Raw genomic sequence first — 24,363 nt, 5'->3', positions numbered from 1 at the left:
GTGTCTTCTTTCTCTTGCCTGCATGCTCGGCATCCGAAAAACTGATCTGGCTCATCGTTGGCTCTCCTTCAGCTGGGTGATCAACGTTCAGGTCGGCAATCGGTGGACTTGATCAGACGTTCCCTAGTAGCAGCATCGGCAGCAGCGAACCCACTTGTCAGCGCTGTACCAGTAAATATCCATTGAGCAGTCCAATAGCCCCTATACGCCGCCGAATCCCCCTCCTTCTTCGCCTCCCCCGCGCTGTAAGCCGACATCACCGCATTCAATGCCCCACCCGCCACCCCCGACACAGCCGCCACCGTCTTGAGCACCGCCAGCCGGGTGCTCATCTGGATCAAGTGCTTGCCCGCCACTTGCTTCATCAACCCCGCCTTGTGCGCGCCGGCCAAGGTATCGGCCGCAGCGCCGATCAAGCCGCTCGCGCCATCGGCCACGCTGCCGGCCAGCATGGCGACCGCGTTGGTCATCCAGCCGAACTTGTTTCTGCCGGTTTCGGTGTTGATCAAGCCCTTGAGCAGCTCGTAGGTCTTGTCGCGCATGTTTTTGTCGTTGGCGCGGTTTGCGTTGCCGAGCAGCAAGTCGTTGACTTATTCGAGCACGGCTTTCTGATTGCCGAACATCGCACGCAACACCACGACCTGCTTGTCGGTGATGGGCTTGTCCATCAGGTGCGCAAGGTAGGCGGCGTAGTCGCTTTGTTTGCTCAGCGGCTGCGGGAAGTGCACCAGGGCGCTTTCGCGCGCATAGATTTCTCCGGGCCGGGTGGGCGCCAGTCGCTGGCCGGGGTCGTTTTCGTCGAAGTGGCATCCGAAGTACTGGAGCGTGGCGGGCAGCATCTTGGTCTGAAGCCAGTCGGCTTCGTCCGTGCTGCGCCCGCTAATGTTGAAGCCGCCGATCATCGGGAATGCCCCAGCACTCGCGCACGAAAAACCCAACGGCGAAACGACAACATCGGTAATACCGGGCACCGCTTGGAACGGTTCGCGCTTTTTTGCTCGACTTGTTGCATCACACGGCCGGAGGTGGTCCAGGCCGCAGCCTGCGGTAGGCGTCGGTGCGCAAGTCCACTTCGTTGATAAGTTGCCCGATGGCGCTCTTGATCTCTTCAGGCCATTCGACCTTCTGCGCCGTCCATACCGTCAACCGGTTGAAGAACAACCAGTGCACGTACAGCGGCACAGTGACGGGCATGCTGATGTATTTGAAGAGAGTCCTCCAAGGTTGCTCCTTCCAGCGTCGCCCAGGCTGATCGAGGAACGGCACAACAGCACCGAAGTCACTCCAGGGCACATAGGCGCCCATGTTCGACACGGGCGGGAACTCGCCTTGCACGAGCGGCGCGGAGCCGTTCTCCATGTAGCGCCGGATGTACTCCCACAGCGCCGGCACGAAGTCGACGCTGGCGAAAGCAAAGTGGTCGACGATGGTGGGATCGTCCTGGCTCTTGCGTACCAGAAAGACCAGGTGGTGCACACGGCTGGCCGTGGCCGTGCTGGCCTGCAGCGTGGTGTGATGCTCGGCGTCGACCAACTCCCAGTCGTAAGCGACGAGTCGGGATTTGCGCGGGCCGAAGAAGCCCCAGCGGCGAGCGCCGGATTGAACAACCTTGTAGACCTTGCGATGCTTGCGGTCGAAGTAGATGGGGCTGTCGGCAGAGGCGAAGAGTTCGAGGTAGGCGAAGAACACGAAGAACATCCAAGAGCCGAGATAGGCGAAGGCCATAGCTCCATACGCTCCGTTTCTAATTGCTCCTTCCAACGCGAACGTTGTGAACAGGTACGTTCCAATTACACCAATTACGAAGCAGTGCGCCAAGTAATGCCCGCCGCCTCCCGTCAGGTAAACCCTCTGAAACTCAATCGCGTCGGGATACACCCCCGTGAGATGTCCACCGTGACCGACCGAACCACCGCCACTCCACCTCTGGGCATACCTCTCCACGAGTCCGATGACTTTGCCGCCATTGCGATCTTCGTCGGTGCTGCGCCCGCTAACATTGAAGCCGCCGATCATCGCGAACGCCCGTAGCCATCGTTCATGCGATCCCATGGGTCAAGGGGTGCTTTCGGTGGCGGCCTTGGCACCGCAGGTGGTGCTGGATGGGCCTTGAGCACGCGCGCGATTTCCTGATCGGTCATGGGCTTGTGCACCAATTCCATCAGCAGTTCGTACTGCAGCAGTTCCCTGTCCATGTCCTTGTAGCGCCCGTCGGTGTCATTGCCAAAATAACCTCGCGCGACCCAGCGTTGCAATTCGGTGCGCTCGGCCAGCACCGCCCACACGGTGGCAACCACACCAACGATCAACAGTACCAGTGCTGCGCCGCTGACCACACTGGCCACCCCCAGCGCCAATGCTTCAGCCTCCATGCCGACGATCACCGTCAAGAAGACCCGCGACGCTCCCCTTTTGATCAGCTTTGCGGCTACGTCTTGAGCAATCGCGCCCAATGCCAGATTGGTTGCACCGCGGGTCACAATATTCCTGTAGACCAAGGTCATCACCGCGCCGTTCAAGCCGAACGCAAGTGCAGCAACCAGGTGCGCGCTATAGGCAGCTTTATCCCCGTTCTGATCCGCCTCAACCGCCTTGCGAAACGACATCACCATGTTCAACAGCCCCCCAGCCATACCCGCCATCGCAGCCCCTGCCCTGAGGTTGCTCAGCGAACTGCTGACCCGGCTCATCGCCATCCCCCTCTCAGCGCCATGCTCCGAAATCATCTGCATCTGAAGCCCCGCCGCCCGCAGGTCCAGCGCCCCGCCGATGACACCCGCGCCTCCGTCCGCCACACTGAGGAACCGGTCGAGCAACTTGCTGTTGTCGCCCTTTTCCAAGTCCTTCAGGAGATCGCGCAGAGACCACACAAGGCCCAGGCCCTGCACGATCATCACGGCGCCGCCGAACAACTGGTCGGTCCGGATGCCCTTGGCCTCTGCCCTGATAGCCTCCTTGGTGACATAGGCCTTGATGTTTTTGACCGTGGCCCGGTCGTAGGTCTGCAAGTCGGTGGCCTTGATCTGCTCATCGAACTTCGCCTGGGTCAAGCCGCCGAAGGTTTTGGGCGACGCAGCGGGCATCCGCGGGGTCTCGCTGGGAATCAGGTTGATGTTGCCGGTCTCGGCCTCCAGCATGACTATCTGTCGCACAACGATCTTGCTGCCCACGCGCTTGTTGCGTATCGCGCGACGATCCGCTTCGGAATAACCGACTGGGTTTTTGTCCATGTACTCCAGCACCTCCTCCATCAGCCATTCGAAGCGGATGACGACCGGAATGCTGGGCTTGCCGCCCTCCACGGCGGTGCGCATGGCACTGAGCAAGGTCTGCTCGGCAACAGCCAGCGCCGGAAGCCGCTTCAGGAACTTCTGCGCCTTCTCCGGAAGGGTCAGTCCGTCCGGCCACTTGAGACTGATGCTGAGCTGAAAGGCTGCGGCCGCGATGGCGCTCAGTTGGCCAGCGCACAAGCCCATCACGAGGGCTTTCATCCAGCTGTGTTTCGGTCCCCATTCGGCGGTGACCATCGCCTTGAAGATGTCCTGCGACTTGTCGCGCATGTTGTTCTCGTTGTCGCGGTCGGCATCGCCGATCAGCATGGCGTGCACCTTGTCGATCACGCTCTTCTGGTTGGCGAACATGGCACGCAGGGCCACGGAGCCTGGATCGGTGATGGGCTTTCCCAGCAGGCGCTCCAGGTAGCGCTCGCAGCAGTCGGCTTTGCTTTGGGGCTGGGGGTAGTGGATGCGATGGCTTTCACCCGCATAGATGGCGCCTGGGCTTGTGGGCGCGAGGCGCTTGTTGGGATCACTCTCATCGAAATGGTGCGTGAAATAGCCATCCGTTGGTGCACCGGCGGCGGTGAGCCAGTCGTCTTCGTACAGCGCCAGGCGGTCGGCCACGGGGCAGCGCTGGGCATCGAACTGTCGCTTCCATGACTGGCGCTTCTTTGCATCGATCTGGCCGGCAATGGAACGCCATTGAGCGGCACCCTCTGCACGCCCGTTGGAATCGGCGCGACGCTCGCGCGCATGGTGGTCGGGTCCGCGCAGTTCTCCGTTGGGACTGCCGTCCGGAGCCGTGCCTTCCGTCGGCGCCCAGGCATAGCCGTGCGCACGGATGTTCGGCGTGGCCTTCACTATTTCGCTCCAGCGCGCCTGCGACATCTGGCCTCCAAGAGATGCCTTCGCCTGGGCCATCGCACCGGCTTCGATCGAGGTCTTGAGACTGCTCAGCAACTGGTTGGTCATCAAGGGCCACGCGATGTGGGGCGCCAGGAGTTCTTCCTTGTCCCGTTTGTCCCGCGCCATGCGTATGCCGTTCAGATCCGCAGCCAACCCCACCGGGTCTGGAATGGCCACCACCATCGGCCGCCCCTTGCTGCCTTCGTTCTGCTTTTGCATCACCGCCGCCATGGCGCGCGCGGCATGGCTCGCGGAGACATCGCCGGGCGGGTAGAACGGGGTAGCGTCTTCCGTGAGGCCGCCGTGCGCCAGGCTCTGCAGTGCGTAGTCGGCCACATGCTGTTTGAGCAGCTCGGCTTCGGCGGCAAAGCCGTGCGCCGGCGACGCACCGGTCAGGTTCACCTCGACCATGCCGGCCGCCTTTGGGTTCTCCATCACCTGGGCTTTGATCGCGTCGCTCCACCAGTTCATGCTGAAGCCGATCCATACCCGGGCGATACGCTCGGGCTCGGCAATGCAGATGGTGCGCACGTCGTGCGGATGGGTGATCTTCTTGTCGCAAGCGAACTCGCTGCTTTGAAAGACGAACTCGCCCTCCGGTATCAACGCCGCCCGGTCGTACACCCGGTAGGCCTGCCAAGGCTTGATCTGGCCCGTGGGCTTTTCATCCGGAAAGAACACATACACATACCCCTCGCGGCGCAGCAGGCGCAGGGCGTATTTGGTTTTCCCCTTCAGGTCGGGCAAGGCGAATGCCTTGACGGTGCCGGGGTGCGTGTCGAGCGCGGCGACGCCCTGGGGCGCGATCTCCGGGTCTGTGCCGATGGCGGTCGGGCGCACCAGCAGGATCGACAGACCGGTCTTTTCGCATTTCTTGCAAGTCATGGGATAGGGCGAATGTTCGTCAAAAAGGAAGGCAGCAGGGCAATGCGGTCAGGCTCGGTAGCTCTGCAGCGACGGGGCGGGCGGCGGCGCATCGGCCCATCGATCGCGCAGCGCCGCGAGCCTTTCGGCCAAGGGCTGGTCGGTCTGCAAGCTGCGCGCAATGCGGCCCGGCAGGTCGGGGTAGTGCTCGAAGGCCGGGAAGCGCAGCGCTTCGGCGGCGTAGGCGGCCAGGTCATCCGGCCTGCGCAACCCGTGCCGGCGCGCGCGTGAAAGCAGCGTCGTGATTTGGGCCGCCGCGTCGTCCGGCAGCGGATGGCGAAAGCGCTGCCATGCCATGAGGCCCAGGTTGATGGCTTCGGCATCGGCCATGCATTGCAAATGCGCGGCCTCCAGTTGCAACGGTCCACAGGTGGCGGCGCCCGGTTGGCCTTGCAACGCACGCAGCGTGAAATTGCCGTCGAGGTAAATCCAATGCGCGATCCCTTTGAGCTGCCGCCCCCAGTCGATGGCCGGCAGGAGGGGCGGCGCTTCGGGCGTCGAGCCGGCGCCCTGATGCAGCAACGCAAGCACGCGACGGTCGGCGAGCCGCAGATAGCCGCCTCTGTTCGGGGCATCGCTCGCCAGCAGCAGCGCGCCGACTTGGCGAGCCAGCACTGCACCGTCATGGGGTGCGTGCGGTTGCAGCCAGCCACCGATGCGACAAGGGCCACTCCCGTTCGCACAGGCTTGCAGATGCTCTTCAACAGCCCAAGCAATGCTCTGTTCCAACAGTGGGTCTCGCGTATCTTTGAGTTCGACCAGATAGGGCAGTTGCTCTGCATGCACTCGCAAGGCGTCACCCGGCACGGCGTAGCGCGGGTTCGATTCGATGGGCGGCTCGACATCACCATTGAATGGATCGACCAGCAGGTACACCGGCCCTGGTCTCAATTGCTGCTCAAGCGACGATGCCAGTGCCGCATGAAGCGGTACGGGCACGGCCTCCCAGGGCCAATCGACCGGGGTCTCGCTCACTTGGTTTTCCATTGCCGTCATTTCAAAATGCCAGCGCCGCCGAGTCCCGACTTGATGTCGTCCGGCGAGCAACCCTTGAACGCCTCGGTGCTCAGCGGCAGTTGCGCCGGCCCCGTCTTGAGATGGCTCGCCGCATGCTCCACCCACCCGCCCAGGGTGCCATGCAGGATGCTTCCGTTGCTCCACTCGGTGAAACTCCCGCCGCCGTTGACGACCACCTTCTTCGGCGCGGTGATGTGAATCGCGCCCGTGGTGCTGGTGATGCGAACGGCCTGCTTGGCGGTGACGTTGATGCGGTCCTTGTGCGCCTGGATCTGGACCTTGTCGTTGCCGGCGATCCACTTCATGCCGTTCTTGAACGCGAACAGGCGGATGCCGTCCTTGGCGCTGACCAGCAGGCGTTTGGCGGCGCTCAGGCTGATGTGGCCTTCGCTGGTGATCGCGATGTGCTCTCCGGCCTGCAGGTGCAGGCTGCCGGGCGTGGTGGCGGCGATGCCGGCGGCGCTGGCCAGCACCAGCTGCGGTTCGTTGAGTTCGGGGAACCGGCCTTGGGCCGTGTTGCCGCCGCCGCTGCCCTTGATGGCGTCGTTCTGGGTGCCAAGCGACTGAGCAACCTTGGCCTGATCCTGACCTTGGTCCTGTACCTGGGCCGTGGCGGCGGCTTCGGCGAGGCTTTGGTGTTGCGTCTGGGCCATCTTCAGCCGCGCAGTGGTCTCGCCCATGTCCTTGGCATGGTTGGCCGCGTTGCTTCTGGCCTCGGTGGTGATGAGCAGCCCGTCCTGTGCCCTCACCACCCCATGCCCGTCCGTCCTCAGCTCGAAGCCCTCGCCTCTGGGGTCTTTCCTGCCCGCGTTGTCCTCCACCCGCGTGATGAACCCCAGGCTCACGCTGGAGCTCTTGTGATCGCTCTTGAGCTGCGCCTGGATCTTCCCTTCCGTGTCGTCCATCACCAGGTGGTTGCTTCTGCCGGCCGCGCTGTTGCCGCCCTCCTTCGTCAACTCCCTCGACCTGAACCCGCTCAAGGCCGATTGGCCCGGCAATGCCCAAGGCGGCTGGTTCGATTGGTTATGCACCCGGCCCGTGCAGATCGGCAGATCGAGGTCCCCGCCGATGAAGCTCACGATCACCTCCTGCCCGATCCGCGGGATGTGGATGCCGCCCAGCTGGTTGCCCGCCCACGGCGAGCTGACCCGCAGCCAGCAGGTGCTGTGCTGGTTGTTCTGGCCCACACGGTCCCAGGGGAATTGCACCTTGATGCGACCCAGCTCGTCGGTCCACAGGTTCTGGCCCTCGGGGCCGACGACCAGGGCAGTCTGGGGGCCATGGCTCGTGGGCTTCTCACGGGTCGGCATCGGGCGCAGAGCCTCGGCCACCGGGTGTGCTGTCAGGTCGACCTGAACACGCCAGTGCTGCTTCCTGGCCTCGCTGGCGTCCTTGTTCTGGCTGTCCTGGGCCACGTCTTCAATGAGGAACCGGGTGTCCAGGACCAGGTACTCGGCATTGGCCGATTGGCGTGGGTGGCGGGCGAGCTTGAAGGTGCAGCCCGGGACCATGCCCCGGAGGTTGCCGCTGGCCTGCGCTCGGGCGCCTTGGGTGCGCAGGGCCTGCATGCGCAGCAGGGCCAGCAGCCGGCCTTCATCTTGAGGGTCATTGGCATCCGCATTGCCGGCCTTGGGCTGGGCATAGTGACTGCCTGCAGCGCTGGCTGCGTGCCACTGGTAGACCTCGCCATCCGACTGTCCGGTGGGCCTTGGGTCCTTGCGCGCGGCACTCAGGTTCGCCCTGGGCCGGGTGTAGTCGTAGTCTCTTGTCTCGTACCGCCCACTGGTGAGCTGGTGCTCGGGCATGAAACTGCGCAGATACTCGGCATCGACCTTCCAGCCGGGGGCGTGGTATTCGACTTCTTGGTAGGCGGCGCTCTGGCTGGGTGCATACGCGCCCATGGCATCCGTGAGCACCAGCCTGTGCTTTCCTTGCGAATGCTCGAAGTGGTAGCTGATGCCCCATTCCTGGCACAGCCGCTCGAAGAAGGCGAAGTCGCTCTCGTTGAACTGGGTCTGGTAGTCGCGTACCGGATAGGTCTCGATCAGGCGCTTGTCGACCGGGAACGCGTAGTCGGCCAGCAGTTCGTCCAGGATCTGAACGACGGTCTTGTTCTGGAAGATCTTGCAGTCGGTGGACAGGGTGGCCAGGTGAAGCCAGGGGCGCAGCACCAGGCGGTACTGGACATGGCGGCCCTCTTCGCCCCACAGGGCTGCATCGGTGATCAACGCGTTGATCTGGCGTACACCTGCGCCAACGTGGTCCACGCTGGCGCCGACTGCGCCAGGTGCAAACGAACCCGAGCCATCGAGCTCGATGAGGCAGCTGAGCTCGCGCCCGATGAAGCTGTCGAGATCGAAATCTGCAGCGCCACTCGCGCCCAGGTTCAAGTCATCGGGCGTCTTGAGCAGCAGCTCGTACGCAAACAGGCTGTTCAAGCCCTCACGGCCCGACAGCCGCACGGGCTCCAGCGACGCTCGGCCCTGAAAAACAGGGAGCGCAGAACTCTCGATGCGCAACGTGTGGCTGTTCAGCATGCAAGTCTCCCTGCGCAAGCCGAACCTTGCGCCTGATCGAAGCAAACTCCGCTGACGACAACCGGCTTCACTTCTCGCGCACTCCCCACAGCTCCATCCGCAATCCCGGAAACTCACCGGACACGTGCAGCGCCAACCCACCGTGCTTGAGCAGGTGCTCCCACAACGGTCCGCGCGACTCGATCTGGAAATAGACAAAACCCGCGTTGAACGGAATCTGCCTCGGCGGCACTGGCAAGGTCTGCAGCGGAATGCCAGGCAGATGCGAGCGGATGAGTTCGGCCAGGCGATCGCTCGGCCCAACCTTGCAACGCGCGGGGAACTGGCTCGCGAGCTGATCGGGCGGCGTGTGCGCCGCCACCGCGAACACAAGGCTCGAGAAGCCCTGCAGCTCGGACGGTTCCAGGTTGGCCACGCGCACGCCGTTGGGGCGATCTGCCAGCGGAATGCTCTGCGCGCTGCGCACCAGCACGTCGTTGAGCAAGGCCTGCACGTCGCCGACCAGCTCTTTGAACGAGAGGTAGGGGTCGATGTGCTGGTAGGCCGGATGCTGCCTCGGACGGCGCGTGCTGGGCCGCACGAAGGTTGCGAGCTCGCTGCTCAGCGTACGCAGCAAGGTGTAGAGATGCTCGGGCGATGTCTCGCGCACGCGCAGCCAGTGCTCGAGCAGGGGCTCGTAGCGATTGAGGATTTGTAGCAACAGAAAGTCCGACACCTCGGCGGCTTCACTGGACTTGCCGTCGCTGCCGCTGAGCCGGCCTGCGAGCGACTGCGCGCGCAAATGGCAGAGGCCGTGCAGGTTGGTAACCCAGTCGGACAGCAGCGTGCTGGCGCCATAGCCGACAACGGGGGGAATCAGGTTGTTGTCGATCGCGATGCTGCCGTCGGAGCGCAGCGTGGTGACGCGGGCCAGCGGCAGGCCGATCCAGGCGTCGGTGAGCTCGCGCTGCGGCAACAGGCGAAGACGCAGGCGCGAGAGCTGCACCGTTTTTGGCCCCTGCCCGATGGAGTTGGCATCGCGCAGTTCGGTGTCGAACACAGCAAAGCGGGCCAACGATGCGGACGCTGCACCGGGATCGTCGAAGCTCGTTTCTTCGCCGTTCGGCGTGCGGATCGGCACCGCGAGATAGATGACCTGCTCCAGGTGCTCGGGCAGTATCGTGAGCGGCGCGGGTGGCGGCGTCTGGCCCGGCGTGTCGAACGGCGTGCCGTCGGAAAAGATGCCAGACGCGCTGGCCAGCACCAGCTTGCCCAGCGACAGCGATTCGGCATCGATGCCGAAATGGCTGTACCCCCAGAAGAAGGGATTGAGCACGGCTGCGCGCTTGTGCGCGAGATGCTCCAGGTAGCGCTCTTGCTGTTGAAACAGCTGCGGCCGCAAGAACAGGCCTTCGCTCCAGGCTACTTTGTTGTACCAGCTCATGGGTTCGTTCGGTAGGGGTGAAATGGGCTTGGAATCACTCGACGGGCGTGATCCGAACGCCTCTGCTCTGGAGCTGGATCTGCAACTTCGACTTGTTCGCGGGCCAGGCCGCGCGATACCAGGCGGCCTCCGGCGCGGGTGCGATCTTCTGGACAGCGCGCCAGTCAGACTGAGCCAGGTCGCGGTAACCCGCGAGGACGGCGATGGCGCCAACGTCGGGATGCGATTTGCGCCGGATGGTCTTGACGTCACCCGGTCGCAGGATGAATTCCTCGCGCGTGAGAAGGTCCGCGCCGATCACAGCCTTGTCGCTGTTCTGCAGCGAGAAGTAGTCGGCGGTTTCGAAGACGGCCTCCGATCGCAATTCGTAGACGCGCACCAGAATTGGCGCGGGCCGCTCCTTCTCGTCGGGATTGAGGTCCGGCGCCGCGGTGATGGTGATGTCGAGCTTGATCTGCTCCCTGGGTGCAAAGGAGAACTGTTCGGCCGGGGCGGCGAAACGCGGGAGCACGGGCGCGGACGCCTGGGGCGCCGTCGGTGCGACCTGAGGCGCCGTCGGCGCTGAGAGAGGGACTGTCACCGTCACCTGTGCACGAGCCGTTGGCGTGCCGACAAACGCCACGCACACGACCGCCCCCACCGCTCGCAAGAGAACGCGCGAACGTTCGACGAACGCCGCATGCATCGGGTTGGTTGAAGTAGAAGAACGCATGGTGCAGGCCAATGGAAGGAGAAAAAAGAGACTTCGACGGGAAGGCAGAAAAGTCCACGCGAGAACCGGGCGCCATCGCCCCGGCCCTCGCCTGGCATCGAGATCGCACCAGGGCCTGTGCAGCCCTGGCTTGCGCCTTCTCAGGCTCGGTCGATCAGGATTCCTTGTTGCCCTTGATGTCGTAGCCGGCGGTCACTGCGCCGCCGCTGCCGCCCTGTGCGTTCTGCACGGCGTACTCCTGCTTGATCTTCGAGAACGACAGGCGCACACGCTCCTTGACACGCAGCTCGTCGGAGTTCGCACCGAAGGGTTGGACGCTCGTGATGATCACGTCGGAGAACGTGAACTTGAGGTATTCCAGCGGATCGCCGCCGGCCTTGCGCACGGTCAGCTTGGCTTCCTGCACGTGCTTGCCGGTGAGGCAATACTTCATGAGGTTGGGGCTGGCACGATCGACGTAGTGCTCGAATTCCAGGTCTTCGACGGTTGCCTTGCCGGCACCGCCGCCCGAGCCCGCATGCATGGTCGACTCCTGCAGCGCGCGCCAGTTGAAGGCGAGGACTTCGATTTCATTCTTGTGGGCCGAGTCGGGCGACTCGCCTTCGATACCGTTGATCTTCAGAAAAATATCTTGAGACATGCAAACTCCCTTGCGTTGAACAAAAAAAACTGACTTCCCAAAAACGGAACGTGCCCAGACGCTCACGCGCCGAGGCGCGCTCATCCGCGATGTCTTCGCATCGCTGATTCATGAATGAGGCTTCGAGCGGCGGCTGTATCAGGCCGCTTGCTTGAGCGACGGCAGCTTGGCCACCAGGCGCAACGACACCGTCAAGCCTTCGAGCTGAAAGTGCGGGCGCAGGAAGAACTTCGCGCTGTAGTAGCCCGGGTTCCCCTCGATGTCTTCCACCACGACCTCGGCGGCGGCGAGCGGGCGCCGTGCCTTGGTTTCCTGCGAGGAGTTCGACGGATCGGCATCGACGTAATGCATGATCCATTCGTTGAGCCAGCGCTGCATGTCCTCGCGCTCCTTGAAGGAGCCGATCTTGTCGCGCACGATGCACTTCAGGTAATGGGCGAAGCGCGTGCTGGCGAACAGGTACGGCAGGCGCGCCGAAAGGTTCGCGTTGGCGGTCGCATCGGGGTCCATGTACTCCTGCGGCTTTTGCATCGACTGCGCGCCGATGAAGGCCGCATGGTCGGTGTTCTTGCGGTGCACCAGCGGGATCAGGCCGGCCTTGGCGAGCTCGGCTTCGCGGCGGTCGGAGATCGCGATTTCGGTCGGGCACTTCATGTCGAAGCCGCCGTCGTCGGTCGGGAAGGTATGGCACGGCAGGTTCTCGACCGTGCCGCCCGATTCGACACCGCGAATCATCGTGCACCAACCGTAGAGCTTGAAGCTGCGGTTGATGTTGACGGCCATGGCGTAGGCCGCGTTGTTCCACACGTAGTTTTTGTGGTCGGCGCCTTCGGTTTCTTCTTCGAAATCGAACTCGTCGACCGGGTTGGTCTTGACGCCGTAGGGCAGCCGCGCAAGAAAGCGCGGCATGGCCAGACCGACGTAGCGCGAGTCCTCGGTCTCGCGCAGCGAGTTCCAGGGTGCGTGTTCGAGGTTCGAGGTGATCTTGGCAAGGTCGCGCGGATTCGACAGCTCTTGCCACGACTCCATGCCGAGCAGCGAAGGCGCGGAGCCCGCGATGAAAGGCGCGTGCGAGGCGGCGGAGATCTTCGCGATGGCGCCGAGCACCTCGACGTCGGCCGGCGTGTGGTCGAAGTAGTAGTCGGCAACTAGGCAACCGTAAGGCTCTCCGCCGAGCTGGCCGTACTCTTCTTCGTAGATGCGCTTGAAGATGGGGCTCTGGTCCCAGGCAATGCCCTTGTGTCGACGCATCGTGCGACGCAGTTCGTCCTTGGAGATATCCATGAAGCGGATCTTGAGCTTCTCGTCGGTCTCTGTGTTGTAGACCAGGTGGTGCATGCCGCGCCAGGCCGACTCGACCTTCTGGAACTCCTCCTTGTGGAGCACGAGATTGATTTGCTCGGAGAGCTTGCGGTCGATCTCGGCAATGATGGCTTCGATGCTGCTGTAGGCGTCGTCGGTCATCGTGGCCGCATTGACCAGCGCCTGCTCCGCCAGCGTGCGCACGGCCGCCTCGACGGCGTCGCGCGCCTCGTCGGTCTTGGGCTTGAACTCCTTGTCGAGCAACGAAGAGAAGTCGTTGACGTCCACGAACTGCGTGGGTTCTGCGGCGGCTTGCCGTTGGTTGGGTTTCATGATCGTGTCCTTGCTGGGTATGTCGGTGCTGTGAATGCAGCGCTCGCCGTTCAGGCGGCGGCGGTTTCTTGCGCAGCGGGCGCGGCAGGCGCCTCGGGCTTGGGCGCCGACGCCAGCGACTTCATGAGCGCGGGGTCTTGCAACAGCTTGTTGACCAGGCTCTCGGCACCTGCCTTGCCATCCATGTAGGTCTGGAGATTGGCGAGCTGCGTGCGTGCGTCCAGCAGGCGACTCAGCGGCTCGACCTTGCGCGCGACAGCCGCCGGCGAGAAGTCGTCGATGCTCTCGAAGGTGATGTCGACCATCAAATGGCCTTCGCCCGTGAGCGTGTTGGGCACGGCGAAGGCCACGCGCGGCTGGATGGCCTTCATGCGCTCATCGAAATTGTCGATGTCGATGTCGAGAAACTTGCGCTCGCTGACTGGGGGCAGCGCCTGGGCGGGCTTGCCCGACAGGTCGGCCAGCACACCCATCACGAACGGCAGTTCGATCTTCTTTTCCGAACCGTAGATTTCCACGTCGTACTCGATCTGCACGCGCGGCGCCCGATTGCGGGCGATGAACTTCTGACTGCTGTTATTGATCATGAAAAAACTCCCTGGTGACAACAATGGATGGATGTCGGGGTCAACGCGGAACCCGGAGCTTTGTGTGTGCTCCGTGGGCGCGCATTGCGACCTCGAAAATCAGGCGTATTCGATCTGGCAGGCGATAAGCTCCTCCCCTTGCGGTTGGTGATTGCCGGATTCAGCCGCAACGTCGGCGCTGATCCGGAAAATCGTGCGTTTGTTCTGAAGCGCCTCGAGCCAATGGCCCGCCAGCACTGGCAACAGTTGTTGCTCGATGAAGCCGATCAAGCGGCGTGCGCCGGTTTCGTGAATGCCGCAGTGCTCGATCACGTGGCGAACCAACGCGGGCGTGTAGTTCAGCTGAACGCCGTGCTGTGCCTGCATGCGCGCCACCACGCGGTCAAGGTGCAGCGACACGATGCGGTCGAGTGCCGCATCGCTCAGCGGCAGATAGGGCACCACCGTGAGCCGGCCGATGAAGGCGGCCGGAAAAACCTGACGCAGGACCGGCTGCAAGGCGTCGCACAGCACAGGCACATCGGGCACAAGGGCAGGGTCTTCGCAAAGCCTGGCGATCAGCTCGGAGCCCGTGTTGCTGGTCAGCAAGATGGTGGTGTTGCGGAAGTCGATCTGGCGCCCCTCGCCGTCTTCCATGCGGCCCTTGTCGAACACCTGGTAGAAGATTTCGTGCACATCGGGATGCGCTTTCTCGATCTCGTCGAGAAGGATCACGCTGTAGGGCTTGCGGCGCACCGCCTCGGTCAGCACACCGCCTTCGCCATAGCCGACATAGCCGGGTGGCGCGCCCTTCAGCGTCGACACGGTGTGCGACTCCTGGAACTCACTCATGTTGATGGTGACGAGGTTCTGCTCGCCGCCGTACATTGCCTCGGCCAGGGCCAGCGCAGTCTCGGTCTTGCCGACACCGGAGGGGCCTACGAGAAGGAAGACGCCGATCGGCTTCTCGGGATCGGTCAGGCGTGCGCGCGCGGTACGCACACGCTGGGCAATTGCATGGAGGGCGCGAGGCTGGCCGATCACACGGCGATCGAGCGTGGACTGAAGATCGAACACCGCCGTGACTTCGTCCCTGACCATGCGGCCGACGGGGATCCCGGTCCAGTCCGCGATGATCGCGGCGACCACGGATTCGTCGACCTGCGGGAAGATCAGCGGTGCGTCCTGCTGGCGGTCCTGCAATTGCGCCTCTAGCGCGACCAACTCGGAGGACGGCGATACCGCAGCCTCTGCTTCTCGGCCCTGTGCGGCTTCGGCATGCGCCACTCGCAGTGCGTGAATACGCGTCACGAGCGCGAGTTCGTCCTGCCAGTGCGCCTCCTGAATCGAGAGCGCGTGCTGCGTGCTTTCGCGCTGCGCCTTCGCTGCGGTGATCCGCCCGGAACGGGCTTCACCGCCTTGCGCGATCACCCCTTCCTTGGCCAACAGATCGATCTCCGAGCCCAGCGCAGCCACACGCTGGCGCAGATGCGCAACCGCCGATGGCGGCGCATGCAGCGACATTGCGACACGTGCGCATGCGGTATCGAGCAGGCTGATTGCCTTGTCGGGCAGTTGCCGCGATGGAAGGTAGCGGTGCGACAGCACGACCGCTGCGCGAACAGCCTCATCGAGCACTGTTACGCCATGGTGCCGCGTGAAAGTGCCGACCAGGCCTCGCACCATCTCGACGGCGGATGCCTCTTCCGGCTCCATCACCTGCAATACCTGGAAACGCCGCGTGAGGGCCGGATCTTTTTCGATGTGCCGCTTGTATTCACTCCACGTGGTCGCACCGACCGTGCGCAAAGTGCCGCGGGCGAGCGCGGGCTTCAGCAGATTGGCTGCATCGCCTGTGCCTGCCTGCCCACCCGCCCCCACCAGCGTATGGACTTCGTCGACAAAGAGAATCACGGGCTGCGTCGACCGGCTGGCCTCTTCGAGCAAGGCCTTGAGCCTTGACTCGAACTCGCCGCGCATGCTCGCTCCAGCCAGCAACGCACCTACATCGAGGCTCAACAGGCGGACCCCTTGCAGCGAGGGCGGAACGTTGCCCTCGGCAATGGCCAGCGCAAGGCCTTCAACCACTGCCGTCTTGCCGACACCCGCCTCCCCGGTCAGCAGCGGGTTGTTCTGCCGGCGGCGCAGCAGGATGTCGACCATGGTCCTGATCTCGTGCTCACGCCCGATCACTGGATCGATATTGCCGGCGCGCGCCTGCTCGGTCAGATCGGTGCAGTACTTTGCGAGGGCGGACTTGCCGTCGGCAGGCTGCGCGAGCGCTCCGCTGGCTTCACCGGGGGTGGCGGGCGCAAGGCCCGAACCGTCGTGAGGGCCTTCATGCTCTTCGGGAGAGCCCACGATGATGTCGGCGATTGAATCAGCCGACGCATCCACCGGGATCTTCTGGAACGCGGGGGAAATATTCAGCAGCAGACGCCGCAGGTCGGGCGTCTGAACCAGCGCTGTCAGCAACCATGCACCACGAATGTGACGATCGCCGAACTGCAGACTGGCCAGCACCCAGGCCCGCTCGATGGCCTGTTCGACATGACCGGAGAAATCGCTGACGGCCGTGGCGCCTGCGGGCAGCGCGACAAGCGCAGCGCTCAAGTCACGCTCGAGCACCACCGAATCGATCCGAAAGTGGCGACAGAGGCGCTGCAGATCACCGTCGCTCGACTGCGATATCTGCTGAAGCCAGTGCACCAGCTCAACGTAGGGATTGCCGCGAAGCTTGGCGAAGGCTGTGGCCGACTCCAGCGAACGAAACAGACTCAGGTTGAGCTTGCCAAACAATGTTCGACGGGCTACAGCCATCAGGACGCACCCCGCGAGCTTGAAAACTCAAAGCCCTTGCTCGAAGCAATATTCGGGCAGTGACGCTCCGCCGGACATCCGGCAATTTTTTCATCCCTGTTATGCACGTATTCATCTCCCTGGAGAGCAAAAAATGCCTTGCAAGTGCTGCACGGTGCGCACCCTTTATTGGCATTCGGCGCCTTCTAAATTTGGAGTGAATATATCTTCTATTTATTTAATTGGCTACTTTTCGAAGTCCGTTACGTGACTTATTTCTCGGCCGTTAAGGTTCGTCTGAAAATCACAAGGACATCGATGCAATGCGTCGAAAATTGCAGTAGCAAGGCCTCTTTTGCCGTCCGTCGAGGCGCAATCTGAAGACGAATGAATGACCCTTCTCCCTCTGTAGGAGTTGCTTCGGCATGCATGAACGTGCTCGATTCATTTTGCTAAATTTTTTCAGCGCAAGGGCGTGTGCAATGTTAAATTGCAATATCGCTTAATTACAATGGAAGACGATCTTAGTTACTAATTTTCAAATTTCTACCATTTCCTTATCCATCTTTATTCAGACGAGAACAAAGAATTACACCGGTAAATATTACTGGTACTTTTTTGCAAGGCATTTGGGCAGCGCCAGCTAACAGCAATTGAGCCAAAAAGAAATTTCTGACGAGACTTCATCAATCGGATCAGAGCATCGAGCACCGATGATTTTTTGTCTGTTGACTCCGCAAATTGACGAACATGCGTCACGCATCGGCGTGCGTGACAGGCGCGATCGACTGGGCCGAGCACCCGCACGGGTCATGTCTCTGCGGCGAGGTGCACCTGCAGGCAGCGGCGCCCATCGACCGACAGGCCCTCGTCACGCCCTATGTCTTGCTCGAAAAAAACGAGTGAACACGCAGAACAACGCCACCCGCAACGACCACGAACACGCGGGACTCCGGGGATCCGCCAGTGGTCATCGGCTGGTCGCTGTATTTGAGAGAGGGATCTTCCTGCCAGCGCCAGCAGGCACAGAAGCATCGAGACGCCAACGCCTCCCTCTGCTTCAAGGAACAAAACTGTCGGCGGCCAGCCTCAGCCGTTCCCCTCAAGGCCCCGAGCCACGCCGTCCAGCTCCGCCTCATACACATCCAGCGCCTGCGGCAGCCCGAACAAATACCCCTGGCACAGCAGGCACCCATGCCGCTCCAGAAAGTCGCGCTGCGCCTGCGTCTCCACCCCTTCGGCCACGATCTCCAGCTCCAGGTTGCGCGCCATGCCGATGATGGTCTGAATGATCAGCTCCACCTTCTGGTTCAGCCCGATGCTGTGCACGAAGAACTTGTCGATCTTGATCTGGCTCAGCGGCAGCTGCGTCATGTACGACAGCGACGAATAGCCGGTGCCGAAGTCGTCCATCGAAAACTGAATGCCCAGCGCGGCCAGCGCGTCCATCTTGCCGATGGTGTCGATCACCTTCTCGTGCAGCAGGCTCTCGGTGAGTTCGAGCTTTAGCTTGCCCGGGTCGGCGCCGGTGCGCTTGAGCACCAGGCACACCTGCTCGACGAAGTCTTCCTCGCGGAACTGCCGCGCGCTCACGTTCACCGACAGCTGCAGGTGGCTGCGACGCGGGTCGTCGCGCCACACGGTCAGCTGCTCGCAGGCCGCCTCCAGCACCCACAGGCCGAGCGGAATGATGAGCCCGGTGTCTTCCGCCACGTCGATGAATTCGCGCGGCAGCAGCAAGCCGCGCACCGGGTGGCGCCAGCGCACCAGCACTTCGGCGCCAAAGACCTTGTTCTGGCTCGTGACCTGGCTCTGGTAGTACAGCTCGAACTGCTGCGCCGCAATGGCCGCGTGCAGCTCGCTCTCCAGCGTGGCGCGCGCGGTGATGGTGGTCTGCATGCCCGCCTCGAAAAAGCGCAGCGCATTGCCGCCGCTGGTCTTGGCGTAGTACATCGCAATGTCGGCCTGCTTGAGCACCTCTTCCATCGACGCCTGCCTGGCGTCGAACAGCGCGGCGCCAATGCTGCAGGTGCTGTGGTGCTGCTGCGATCCCAGCTGGTAAGGCTGGTTGAGCCGCGCCAGGATGGCCGCGCCCATGGTTTCGGTCTGCGAGGTGGCGATGACGGGCTGCGCGCTCAGGTCTTCCAGCATCACCACGAACTCGTCGCCGCCCAGTCGCGCCACGATGTCGCCTTCGCGCAGGCAGTCTTTCAGGCGCTGCGCCACCTGCTTGAGCATGACGTCGCCGATGTCGTGGCCCAGCGCGTCGTTCAGTGTCTTGAAGTTGTCCAGGTCAAGGAACAGCAGCGCGCACAGGCGCGAGCGCTGCACCGCCGAGCCGATGGCCTGGTGCAGGCGGTCCAGCAGCAGGCGGCGGTTGGGCAGGCCGGTGAGGGTGTCGTAGAAGGCCAGGTGCTCGATTTCGCGCGCGGCGAGCTTGCTCTCGGTGATGTTGCGCAGGATCACGATGAAGCGCGGTTCCGCAACGCCCAGCACGTTCAGAACGTTCAGCCCCTCAGCCACCGATTTGCGCGACACCGAAATCTCGAACCAGGCCTTGTCGCTTCCCATGCGCCGCTCGAACTGGCGCCCAGTGGAAGAGCCGGTGGCGTTGGCCTCGTGCAGCGCGCTCATGACCTCGGCCGCGGCGTCGGTGGGCAGCAGCTCGGGCAGCACGAGGCCGACCGGGTTCTCGATGTCGGCGGCCAGCAGCGGCCCTCTCGCGCCGCCCTGTCCGCGTGGCGAGTGGTAGCCGTGGCAGCGGCCGTCCAGGCCCATTTCGAGCATCAGGTCGGGCAGCGCGTCGAGCGTGGCCTGCAGCTGCGCCTTGCTCTCGATGATGGCGGCGGTGTGGCGGCGCTTTTCGGTGATGTCCTGGTAGACGCAGACGATGCCGCCGTCGGGCGTGCGGCTGCGCGTGGCGCGAATCACCTGGCCGCCCTGCAGCAGCGCCTCCTGCTCGGAGTGCGGCTGGTTCATCTGCGGCATGTTCACGGCCGTCCAGTCGGCCGGGCCGCGCTCGTGCACCACGTGCTTGGCGGTCTCGTCCACGATGCGCCTGAAGGGCAACTGCGGCGCAATCATGTGCGCCACCCACGGAAACATCGCCACGAAGCCGCGGTTCCAGGTGAGCACGCGGCTCTCGGCGTCCAGCAGGATGAAGCCGTCGATCATCGACTCCAGCGCCTGGTCCAGCGTGGCCTTGGAGCGCACCAGCTCCACGCTCGCGCGCCACTGGCGGTGCAGCTGGTAGTGCGTGAAGCACGCGACCAACAGAATCATCAGACCGATGGCCACGGAGGTCCACGCGATCAGGTCGCGCTCGCGGCGCCAGTCCTGCAGCGCCGCGGTCAGTGGAATGCTCGCAACGATCAGCAGGTTGCGGTGCAGCGTGGGCCGCGCCACCACGATGGCAGGCAGGCCGCTCAGGCGCGCGGCCATGCGCGAAGGCTTGCCGTCGCTGGTCTGCTCCAGCAGGGGCGGGTGCAGTTGCTGGCCGCTGAGATCGTCGCGCGGCGGCAGGCTCGCCAGCAGCGGGCCGGCGTTGCGCTCCAGCGTGACTTCCAGCCCGCGAATGCCGGCGCCCTGGGTCATGATGGTCGTCAGCAGCGACAGCTGCACCTCGGCCACCGCCAGCACGCGCGAGCCGTCCGCCAGCGTCAGCGCGCGCGCGAAGAACAGCACCTTCTGCGAAGTGACAAGGCTCATGGCGGGCACGCTGATCGCCAGGGTGGAGACCGGGTTGGCCAGCACGCTGTCCACAAACCCGGGCGGCAGTGCCAGTGGCAGCCCGGCGCCACGCCGGTCCGACGACGCCACCACCGCGCCCTTCGCATCGACGAAGGCAATGTGGCGCACCAGCAGGTTCTGGCGCACCACGTCGTCCAGCAGGCGGTGGGCGGGAGCCAGGCTGGCGTCGGCGCCCACGCTGTCGGCGCTGGAGTTGCGCAGCAGCTCGTTGGCACCGGCCAGCAGCATGTCGATGCTCAGCAGCGCGCGGTTGAGCGCCGCCTCCGAGCCGCCGACGAAGCGCACGGCCTGGCTCTCGTGGTCGCTGATCGCCTTCTGGCGCGCCTCCCAGATGATCACTGTGGCCACGGCCGCCACCGTGCAGAGAAAGAGAATCGCCAGGCCGTAGACGATGGCGGTGACGCGGCGGGGAAAGTGCGGCTTCACTGGGTGGTTTGCGCCCGCAGACCCACCACGGGCGCCAGCGTCTCGTTCCAGACGGTGGCGCACACCGGGCCGCAGCGGCGCACCCAGGCCGGCAGCACGCGGCTCGCAAGAATGTCGCGGCGGCGGGCTTCGTCCTGCGGCGAAGGCCTGACCGCCACCATGCGCCCCTTCACGGGCTTGCTGCAACCGGCCGCGCCCGTGTTGCAGGCAATGCCCTCCTCGGTTTCGCGCTCCGACTGGGCCCACACCGCAGCCTCCAGCCGTGGCAGCTCTTTGCGCAGCAGGGCCTGCAGGTCGGCAGGCAGCGCGTTGAAGCTTTCGCGGTTGGCCGCGAACACGGCCACGCCCCAGCTCAGCGGCATGGTGTACAGCGTGCCGGTGAGTTCATGCAGCCCCAGCGTGTGCCCCGACATGGTTCCGGTGATGGCGCAGTCGGTGTTGCCGGACTTCATGTTCTCGATGATCTGGGCGAACTCGGTGTACACCGGCGTGCCGCCCAGCGCCTCGATGAAGTCGGCCTGCGTGGCGCTCGACACCCGGGTGCGCCGGCCCGCCAGGTCGCTCAGTTGCTGCATGGGCTTGTTGCAGAACACGGCCTGCGCCGGGTAGATGTAGATCGCCAGCAGCTCCACGCCATAGCGTTCGCGCAGGGCGTTGCTCAGGTAGGGGCGAAAAGCGCTCACCACGCGGCGCAGCGTGGGAATGTCGGGGTTCAGGGCCGCCATGTCGGGCGCGCCCAATTCCGGAAACTGCGCTGACATCTGGCTCATCAGCGCGGTGCCGAAAGGCACGACACCCAGTTGCATGAGGTTGAGCATTTCCTGGCCCGGAACGCCCGCGCGGTCAAAAGGCACGATGCTGGCCGTGTAGCGGCCGCCGGACAGGGCGGCGAGGTCGCGCGTCCAGAACTGCTCTTCATGGCCCGTGTACTGCGTGACCCCACCCAACCCCCCGACGATGCGCAAACGCTGGACAGGCGCGGTCTGCGCATGGCAAAGCGAGGCAAAAAACATCAGGAGACCGACGAGGTAAGCCACGGTAGTGACGTTCCGGTAATGCGCCAAAGAAGCAAAAAATTACAGAATTTCATCATTACACAGGATCGTTGACTCGAACCGCGCGAAAGCCCGCAAGCGCTGCTTGCCAGCCACAACAGACGTCATTTGCGGCCCGAAAAGGCCTGAAAAGATCAATTCCCCGAGACGTCAACAATTGGGCCTGCACACGGACGCCGAGCCGGGCGCAGCGCCACACAGCGCCACACCACGCCACACCACGCATCAGGCCGGCGCGGCGCTGCGCAGCTTTCACCTGCGGCTATGCTCGCGCCCCATGCCGCCACCCGACACGTTTTCCCGCGCGCCGCGCCGGCCCTGGGCCCTCTTTGCCTGCGCGCTGTGCCTGGTTGCATCGGCGCCCGCCCTGGCCCTGCCGGGCTGCCTCGATACCGCCATTCAAATCCCCTCGCCCGGCCGCGCGCTGGTCATGGCCGGCTTCGCCGTGCAGGCGCACGAAGCCTTCGGCGGCCAGACCATGGACGCCGAAGGCCGCATGACCCAGGCCGGCGACTCGGAAGCCGAAGACACGCGCCGCAGCGTGCCCGGCCTGGCGCCGTGGCAGCGGGTGCTGGGCTATTGGCAGGCCGTCGATCCGCGCCTGCCTTCGCAGGTGCGCTTTGGCGCACTGCGCGCGGCCGACCGTCACCTGCTGATGCAGGCCTTGAACGAGGCCACGGCCGGGCGCCTGCAGGGCATGGGTGTCGGCCCCGACGAGGGGCTGGATTCCGTCGAACTGCGCGCCGTGCAGGTCGCGCTGAGCCGCGTGGCCGTGATTGACACGCCCTGGTCCGCCGCCTTCATCAGCTGGCTGGCGCGCCAGGCGGGGCTGACGGAGAGCGAGTTCGTTTTTTCGGAGGCGCATGTCGACTACGCGGGTGCCGCATGGCAGGCCGGCACGGAGGAAGCGGCGGGCCGCCCCACGCCCTACGCCATGCGCGCCTGCGACATCACGCGCACGCCGCCGCGCGTGGGCGACCTGGTCTGCCAGGCACGCGGCGCGGGCGCGGAGCTGGACACCTTCGACAAGATCGGCGAGGTGCTGGCCACGCGCGACACCGGCGGCGAGGCGCTGCCGATGCATTGCGATGTGGTGGTGAGCGTGGATGCCACGGGCTTCGACACCGTGGGTGGCAACGTGCTGCAGTCGGTCACGCGCAGGCGGCTCGACTTTGCGCCGGGCACCCGGTGGCTGGACCCGAGCTACCTGCCGCAGGGATGCACGCCGGGCGCTGCCGGCTGCATCGATCGCCACATGAGCCGCCAGCCTTGGTCGCTGTTGCTGCAGTGGCGTTGAAACGGCTGGCTTACCTTTACTTGTAGAACGCCTCGACGGTGCCTTTGAGCTTGAGCAACAGCGGCTTGCCCTTGCGGTCCAGCGTCTTGCCGGCGGGTACTTTGACCCAGCCTTCGCTGATGCAATATTCCTCCACGTCGAGGCGGTCCTTGCCGTTGAAACGAATGCCGATGTCGTGCTCGAAAGCGGCGGCCACATGGTGCGGGCTGCGCGGATCGATGGAGAGGTGGTCGGGGAGAGGTGGGCGGGAAGTGGCTTCTGTCATGGCGCGTGATGATAGGGGCTGCCGGCCGGCCTGCCCTGCCAGGACCTGCCCGCGCCCCCCCTGCGTTACCCGCCCAAGGCCGATCAGCCTCTACCGGCGCTTCTTGATGTACCGGGCCGGCGCCTTGGGCGCAAAGCCCAGTGCGGCACGTGCCAGCGCGTCGGCCTCGCCGTTGCGGTGCCGCGGAATCCACTGCAGGCGCGCGTCGTCGAAGCTGCCGAGCAAGGCGCGTGCATCGTCGAACAAGCCGGCCAGCCGCGCGATGGGCCGGGCCCCGGCCGCGCCAAGCTGCTCGACCAAGGTGCTGTTGTCGCTGTACGCCCGCACCGCCGTCACGCCGCGTGCGCGCAGGTCGTGCAGCGCCAGCGTGAGGGCCAGCAACTCGGCCTCGTTGTTGCAGCCCGTGGTGTGCGTGGCCTGCGACAGCGTGTGGCGCGTGCCGTCGGGCGCGGTAAGGACGGCGCCTATGCCCATGCGGCCCGGGTTGGGCATGGCGCTGCCGTCGCAATACACCGTCCAGGGCGCACCTTCCGACGCAGCTTCGGGCGCGATCTCGGCAGCGCTTTCTTCCAGGCTCATTCGCGTGTTCAGCAGTTGTTGCGCTTGATGCCCGCCAGGTTCTGGCAGGGCCGCTGGCCGGGCGGGGGGCCGGGATCTCGCACCGGGCGGGGCGGCGGCCGGCGTATGTGGCGTGCGCCGTCGTAGTACGGGTCTTCGGGGCCAAGGATGTAGACCGGGGCGTCCGCCGCGGGCTGCGACGGGGTATCGGCCGGGTAACGCGGAATAATCGCCGGGCCGGACGGCGGATTGGCGGCCAGCCGGCTGGGCGCCGGCTGCGCGGGCGCTGCGCTCGCCGGTGGCATGGGCTCGCGCCGCTCTTCAGGCGGCGGCGCCTCCAGAATCTGCACCGGCCGCGCCTGCTTGCTGGTAGGCGGGCAGGCGACGTTGGTGTACGAAACGGCACCGCTGGCGTCCGTGCAGCGAACCACGTCCGCATGCGCGCCCAGCGCCACGGCAAAGATCGACATGAAAAGGGCCAGGGAGCGCATGGGTGTTGAGGCTTGCGGAAGTTGCATCGACTGTAGCCGCAGCGCGCCGCGCCGGCGAGCCCCAGCACACCCCCCACTCGCCTC

General features: G+C 64.4%; 19 protein-coding genes. 2 read left to right on the top strand and 17 right to left on the bottom strand.

The window, feature by feature from the left end; translation table 11 throughout:
- Nucleotides 1-80 precede the first annotated feature (80 nt).
- From VLK31_RS19255 to tssH, 12 genes are all read right to left on the bottom strand, one after another.
- On the bottom strand, nucleotides 81-581 hold the full coding sequence (locus tag VLK31_RS19255) for a hypothetical protein (RefSeq protein WP_409170032.1): 501 nt from the start codon (nucleotides 579-581) through the stop codon (nucleotides 81-83).
- Nucleotides 582-590: 9 nt separating this feature from the next.
- Entirely contained in the window at nucleotides 591-902 is a 312-nt protein-coding gene (locus tag VLK31_RS19250; RefSeq protein WP_409170031.1) for a hypothetical protein, read from the bottom strand.
- A 109-nt stretch (nucleotides 903-1,011) separates the two neighbouring features.
- On the bottom strand, nucleotides 1,012-1,725 hold the full coding sequence (locus VLK31_RS19245) for a DUF6708 domain-containing protein (protein ID WP_409170030.1): 714 nt from the start codon (nucleotides 1,723-1,725) through the stop codon (nucleotides 1,012-1,014).
- Nucleotides 1,726-2,012: 287 nt separating this feature from the next.
- Nucleotides 2,013-5,069 (bottom strand): T6SS effector BTH_I2691 family protein, encoded by a 3,057-nt coding sequence (locus VLK31_RS19240; RefSeq protein WP_409170029.1) that lies wholly within the window; start codon nucleotides 5,067-5,069, stop codon nucleotides 2,013-2,015.
- A 48-nt stretch (nucleotides 5,070-5,117) separates the two neighbouring features.
- Entirely contained in the window at nucleotides 5,118-6,095 is a 978-nt protein-coding gene (locus VLK31_RS19235; protein ID WP_409170028.1) for a hypothetical protein, read from the bottom strand.
- A gap of 5 nt (nucleotides 6,096-6,100) precedes the next feature.
- The gene (locus VLK31_RS19230) at nucleotides 6,101-8,662 is read right to left on the bottom strand and encodes a type VI secretion system Vgr family protein (protein ID WP_409170027.1); all 2,562 of its coding nucleotides are present in this window, start codon (nucleotides 8,660-8,662) and stop codon (nucleotides 6,101-6,103) included.
- Nucleotides 8,663-8,729: 67 nt separating this feature from the next.
- Nucleotides 8,730-10,085 (bottom strand): type VI secretion system baseplate subunit TssK, encoded by a 1,356-nt coding sequence (tssK, locus tag VLK31_RS19225; protein ID WP_409170026.1) that lies wholly within the window; start codon nucleotides 10,083-10,085, stop codon nucleotides 8,730-8,732.
- A gap of 34 nt (nucleotides 10,086-10,119) precedes the next feature.
- Nucleotides 10,120-10,797: a type VI secretion system lipoprotein TssJ gene (gene tssJ / locus VLK31_RS19220; RefSeq protein ID WP_409170025.1), complete on the bottom strand. Its 678-nt coding sequence runs from the start codon at nucleotides 10,795-10,797 to the stop codon at nucleotides 10,120-10,122.
- Between the two features lie 154 nt (nucleotides 10,798-10,951).
- Nucleotides 10,952-11,437 (bottom strand): Hcp family type VI secretion system effector, encoded by a 486-nt coding sequence (locus VLK31_RS19215; protein WP_409170024.1) that lies wholly within the window; start codon nucleotides 11,435-11,437, stop codon nucleotides 10,952-10,954.
- 138 nt (nucleotides 11,438-11,575) lie between these two features.
- Nucleotides 11,576-13,072 (bottom strand): type VI secretion system contractile sheath large subunit, encoded by a 1,497-nt coding sequence (gene tssC / locus VLK31_RS19210; RefSeq protein WP_409170023.1) that lies wholly within the window; start codon nucleotides 13,070-13,072, stop codon nucleotides 11,576-11,578.
- Between the two features lie 50 nt (nucleotides 13,073-13,122).
- Nucleotides 13,123-13,659 carry a type VI secretion system contractile sheath small subunit gene (tssB, locus tag VLK31_RS19205; protein ID WP_409170022.1) on the bottom strand — a complete coding sequence of 179 codons (537 nt, stop codon included), beginning with the start codon at nucleotides 13,657-13,659 and terminating at the stop codon, nucleotides 13,123-13,125.
- A 99-nt stretch (nucleotides 13,660-13,758) separates the two neighbouring features.
- The gene (gene tssH / locus VLK31_RS19200; RefSeq protein WP_409170021.1) at nucleotides 13,759-16,458 is read right to left on the bottom strand and encodes a type VI secretion system ATPase TssH; all 2,700 of its coding nucleotides are present in this window, start codon (nucleotides 16,456-16,458) and stop codon (nucleotides 13,759-13,761) included.
- A 729-nt stretch (nucleotides 16,459-17,187) separates the two neighbouring features.
- Between tssH and VLK31_RS19195 the strand changes: the two genes are divergently transcribed.
- Nucleotides 17,188-17,343: a hypothetical protein gene (locus VLK31_RS19195; RefSeq protein ID WP_409170020.1), complete on the top strand. Its 156-nt coding sequence runs from the start codon at nucleotides 17,188-17,190 to the stop codon at nucleotides 17,341-17,343.
- Between the two features lie 183 nt (nucleotides 17,344-17,526).
- On the opposite strand, the gene VLK31_RS19190 is transcribed toward VLK31_RS19195, so the two are convergent.
- Both VLK31_RS19190 and VLK31_RS19185 read right to left on the bottom strand, forming a co-directional pair.
- Complete coding sequence (locus VLK31_RS19190) at nucleotides 17,527-20,613, bottom strand: EAL domain-containing protein (RefSeq protein ID WP_409170019.1); 3,087 nt, start codon at nucleotides 20,611-20,613, stop codon at nucleotides 17,527-17,529.
- The gene (locus VLK31_RS19185) at nucleotides 20,610-21,626 is read right to left on the bottom strand and encodes a TRAP transporter substrate-binding protein (protein ID WP_409170042.1); all 1,017 of its coding nucleotides are present in this window, start codon (nucleotides 21,624-21,626) and stop codon (nucleotides 20,610-20,612) included. Before VLK31_RS19185 ends, VLK31_RS19190 begins: the two co-directional genes overlap by 4 nt.
- 199 nt (nucleotides 21,627-21,825) lie before the next feature.
- Here VLK31_RS19185 and VLK31_RS19180 point away from each other — a divergent pair, with 199 nt between their 5' ends.
- On the top strand, nucleotides 21,826-22,965 hold the full coding sequence (locus tag VLK31_RS19180; RefSeq protein WP_409170018.1) for a DUF2272 domain-containing protein: 1,140 nt from the start codon (nucleotides 21,826-21,828) through the stop codon (nucleotides 22,963-22,965).
- A 16-nt stretch (nucleotides 22,966-22,981) separates the two neighbouring features.
- Here the strand turns inward: VLK31_RS19180 and VLK31_RS19175 are convergent, their stop codons facing one another.
- From VLK31_RS19175 to VLK31_RS19165, 3 genes are all read right to left on the bottom strand, one after another.
- Nucleotides 22,982-23,230 carry a DUF3297 family protein gene (locus tag VLK31_RS19175; RefSeq protein WP_409170017.1) on the bottom strand — a complete coding sequence of 83 codons (249 nt, stop codon included), beginning with the start codon at nucleotides 23,228-23,230 and terminating at the stop codon, nucleotides 22,982-22,984.
- A 90-nt stretch (nucleotides 23,231-23,320) separates the two neighbouring features.
- On the bottom strand, nucleotides 23,321-23,809 hold the full coding sequence (locus tag VLK31_RS19170) for a ribonuclease HI family protein (protein ID WP_409170016.1): 489 nt from the start codon (nucleotides 23,807-23,809) through the stop codon (nucleotides 23,321-23,323).
- An 8-nt stretch (nucleotides 23,810-23,817) separates the two neighbouring features.
- Nucleotides 23,818-24,306, bottom strand: a complete 489-nt coding sequence (locus VLK31_RS19165; protein WP_409170015.1) for a hypothetical protein — start codon at nucleotides 24,304-24,306, stop codon at nucleotides 23,818-23,820.
- Nucleotides 24,307-24,363: the final 57 nt, after the last annotated feature.

The sequence above is a fragment of the Variovorax sp. H27-G14 genome, from assembly GCF_046156345.1.
Classification (GTDB): domain Bacteria; phylum Pseudomonadota; class Gammaproteobacteria; order Burkholderiales; family Burkholderiaceae_C; genus Variovorax.
Note: the sequence above shows the minus strand (reverse complement) of the source record. Positions and strands in the feature narration are given on the sequence as shown.

What these genes read in the sequence shown, in the direction of transcription:
- VLK31_RS19250 (WP_409170031.1), bottom strand. Translation starts at nt 902, where the DNA reads ATGATCGGCGGCTTCAACATTAGCGGGCGCAGCACGGACGAAGCCGAC.
- VLK31_RS19245 (WP_409170030.1), bottom strand. Translation starts at nt 1,725, where the DNA reads ATGGCCTTCGCCTATCTCGGCTCTTGGATGTTCTTCGTGTTCTTCGCC.
- VLK31_RS19240 (WP_409170029.1), bottom strand. Translation starts at nt 5,069, where the DNA reads ATGACTTGCAAGAAATGCGAAAAGACCGGTCTGTCGATCCTGCTGGTG.
- VLK31_RS19235 (WP_409170028.1), bottom strand. Translation starts at nt 6,095, where the DNA reads ATGGAAAACCAAGTGAGCGAGACCCCGGTCGATTGGCCCTGGGAGGCC.
- VLK31_RS19230 (WP_409170027.1), bottom strand. Translation starts at nt 8,662, where the DNA reads ATGCTGAACAGCCACACGTTGCGCATCGAGAGTTCTGCGCTCCCTGTT.
- tssK (WP_409170026.1), bottom strand. Translation starts at nt 10,085, where the DNA reads ATGAGCTGGTACAACAAAGTAGCCTGGAGCGAAGGCCTGTTCTTGCGG.
- tssJ (WP_409170025.1), bottom strand. Translation starts at nt 10,797, where the DNA reads ATGCGTTCTTCTACTTCAACCAACCCGATGCATGCGGCGTTCGTCGAA.
- VLK31_RS19215 (WP_409170024.1), bottom strand. Translation starts at nt 11,437, where the DNA reads ATGTCTCAAGATATTTTTCTGAAGATCAACGGTATCGAAGGCGAGTCG.
- tssC (WP_409170023.1), bottom strand. Translation starts at nt 13,072, where the DNA reads ATGAAACCCAACCAACGGCAAGCCGCCGCAGAACCCACGCAGTTCGTG.
- tssB (WP_409170022.1), bottom strand. Translation starts at nt 13,659, where the DNA reads ATGATCAATAACAGCAGTCAGAAGTTCATCGCCCGCAATCGGGCGCCG.
- tssH (WP_409170021.1), bottom strand. Translation starts at nt 16,458, where the DNA reads ATGGCTGTAGCCCGTCGAACATTGTTTGGCAAGCTCAACCTGAGTCTG.
- VLK31_RS19195 (WP_409170020.1), top strand. Translation starts at nt 17,188, where the DNA reads ATGCGTCACGCATCGGCGTGCGTGACAGGCGCGATCGACTGGGCCGAG.
- VLK31_RS19185 (WP_409170042.1), bottom strand. Translation starts at nt 21,626, where the DNA reads ATGTTTTTTGCCTCGCTTTGCCATGCGCAGACCGCGCCTGTCCAGCGT.
- VLK31_RS19175 (WP_409170017.1), bottom strand. Translation starts at nt 23,230, where the DNA reads ATGACAGAAGCCACTTCCCGCCCACCTCTCCCCGACCACCTCTCCATC.
- VLK31_RS19170 (WP_409170016.1), bottom strand. Translation starts at nt 23,809, where the DNA reads ATGAGCCTGGAAGAAAGCGCTGCCGAGATCGCGCCCGAAGCTGCGTCG.
- VLK31_RS19165 (WP_409170015.1), bottom strand. Translation starts at nt 24,306, where the DNA reads ATGCAACTTCCGCAAGCCTCAACACCCATGCGCTCCCTGGCCCTTTTC.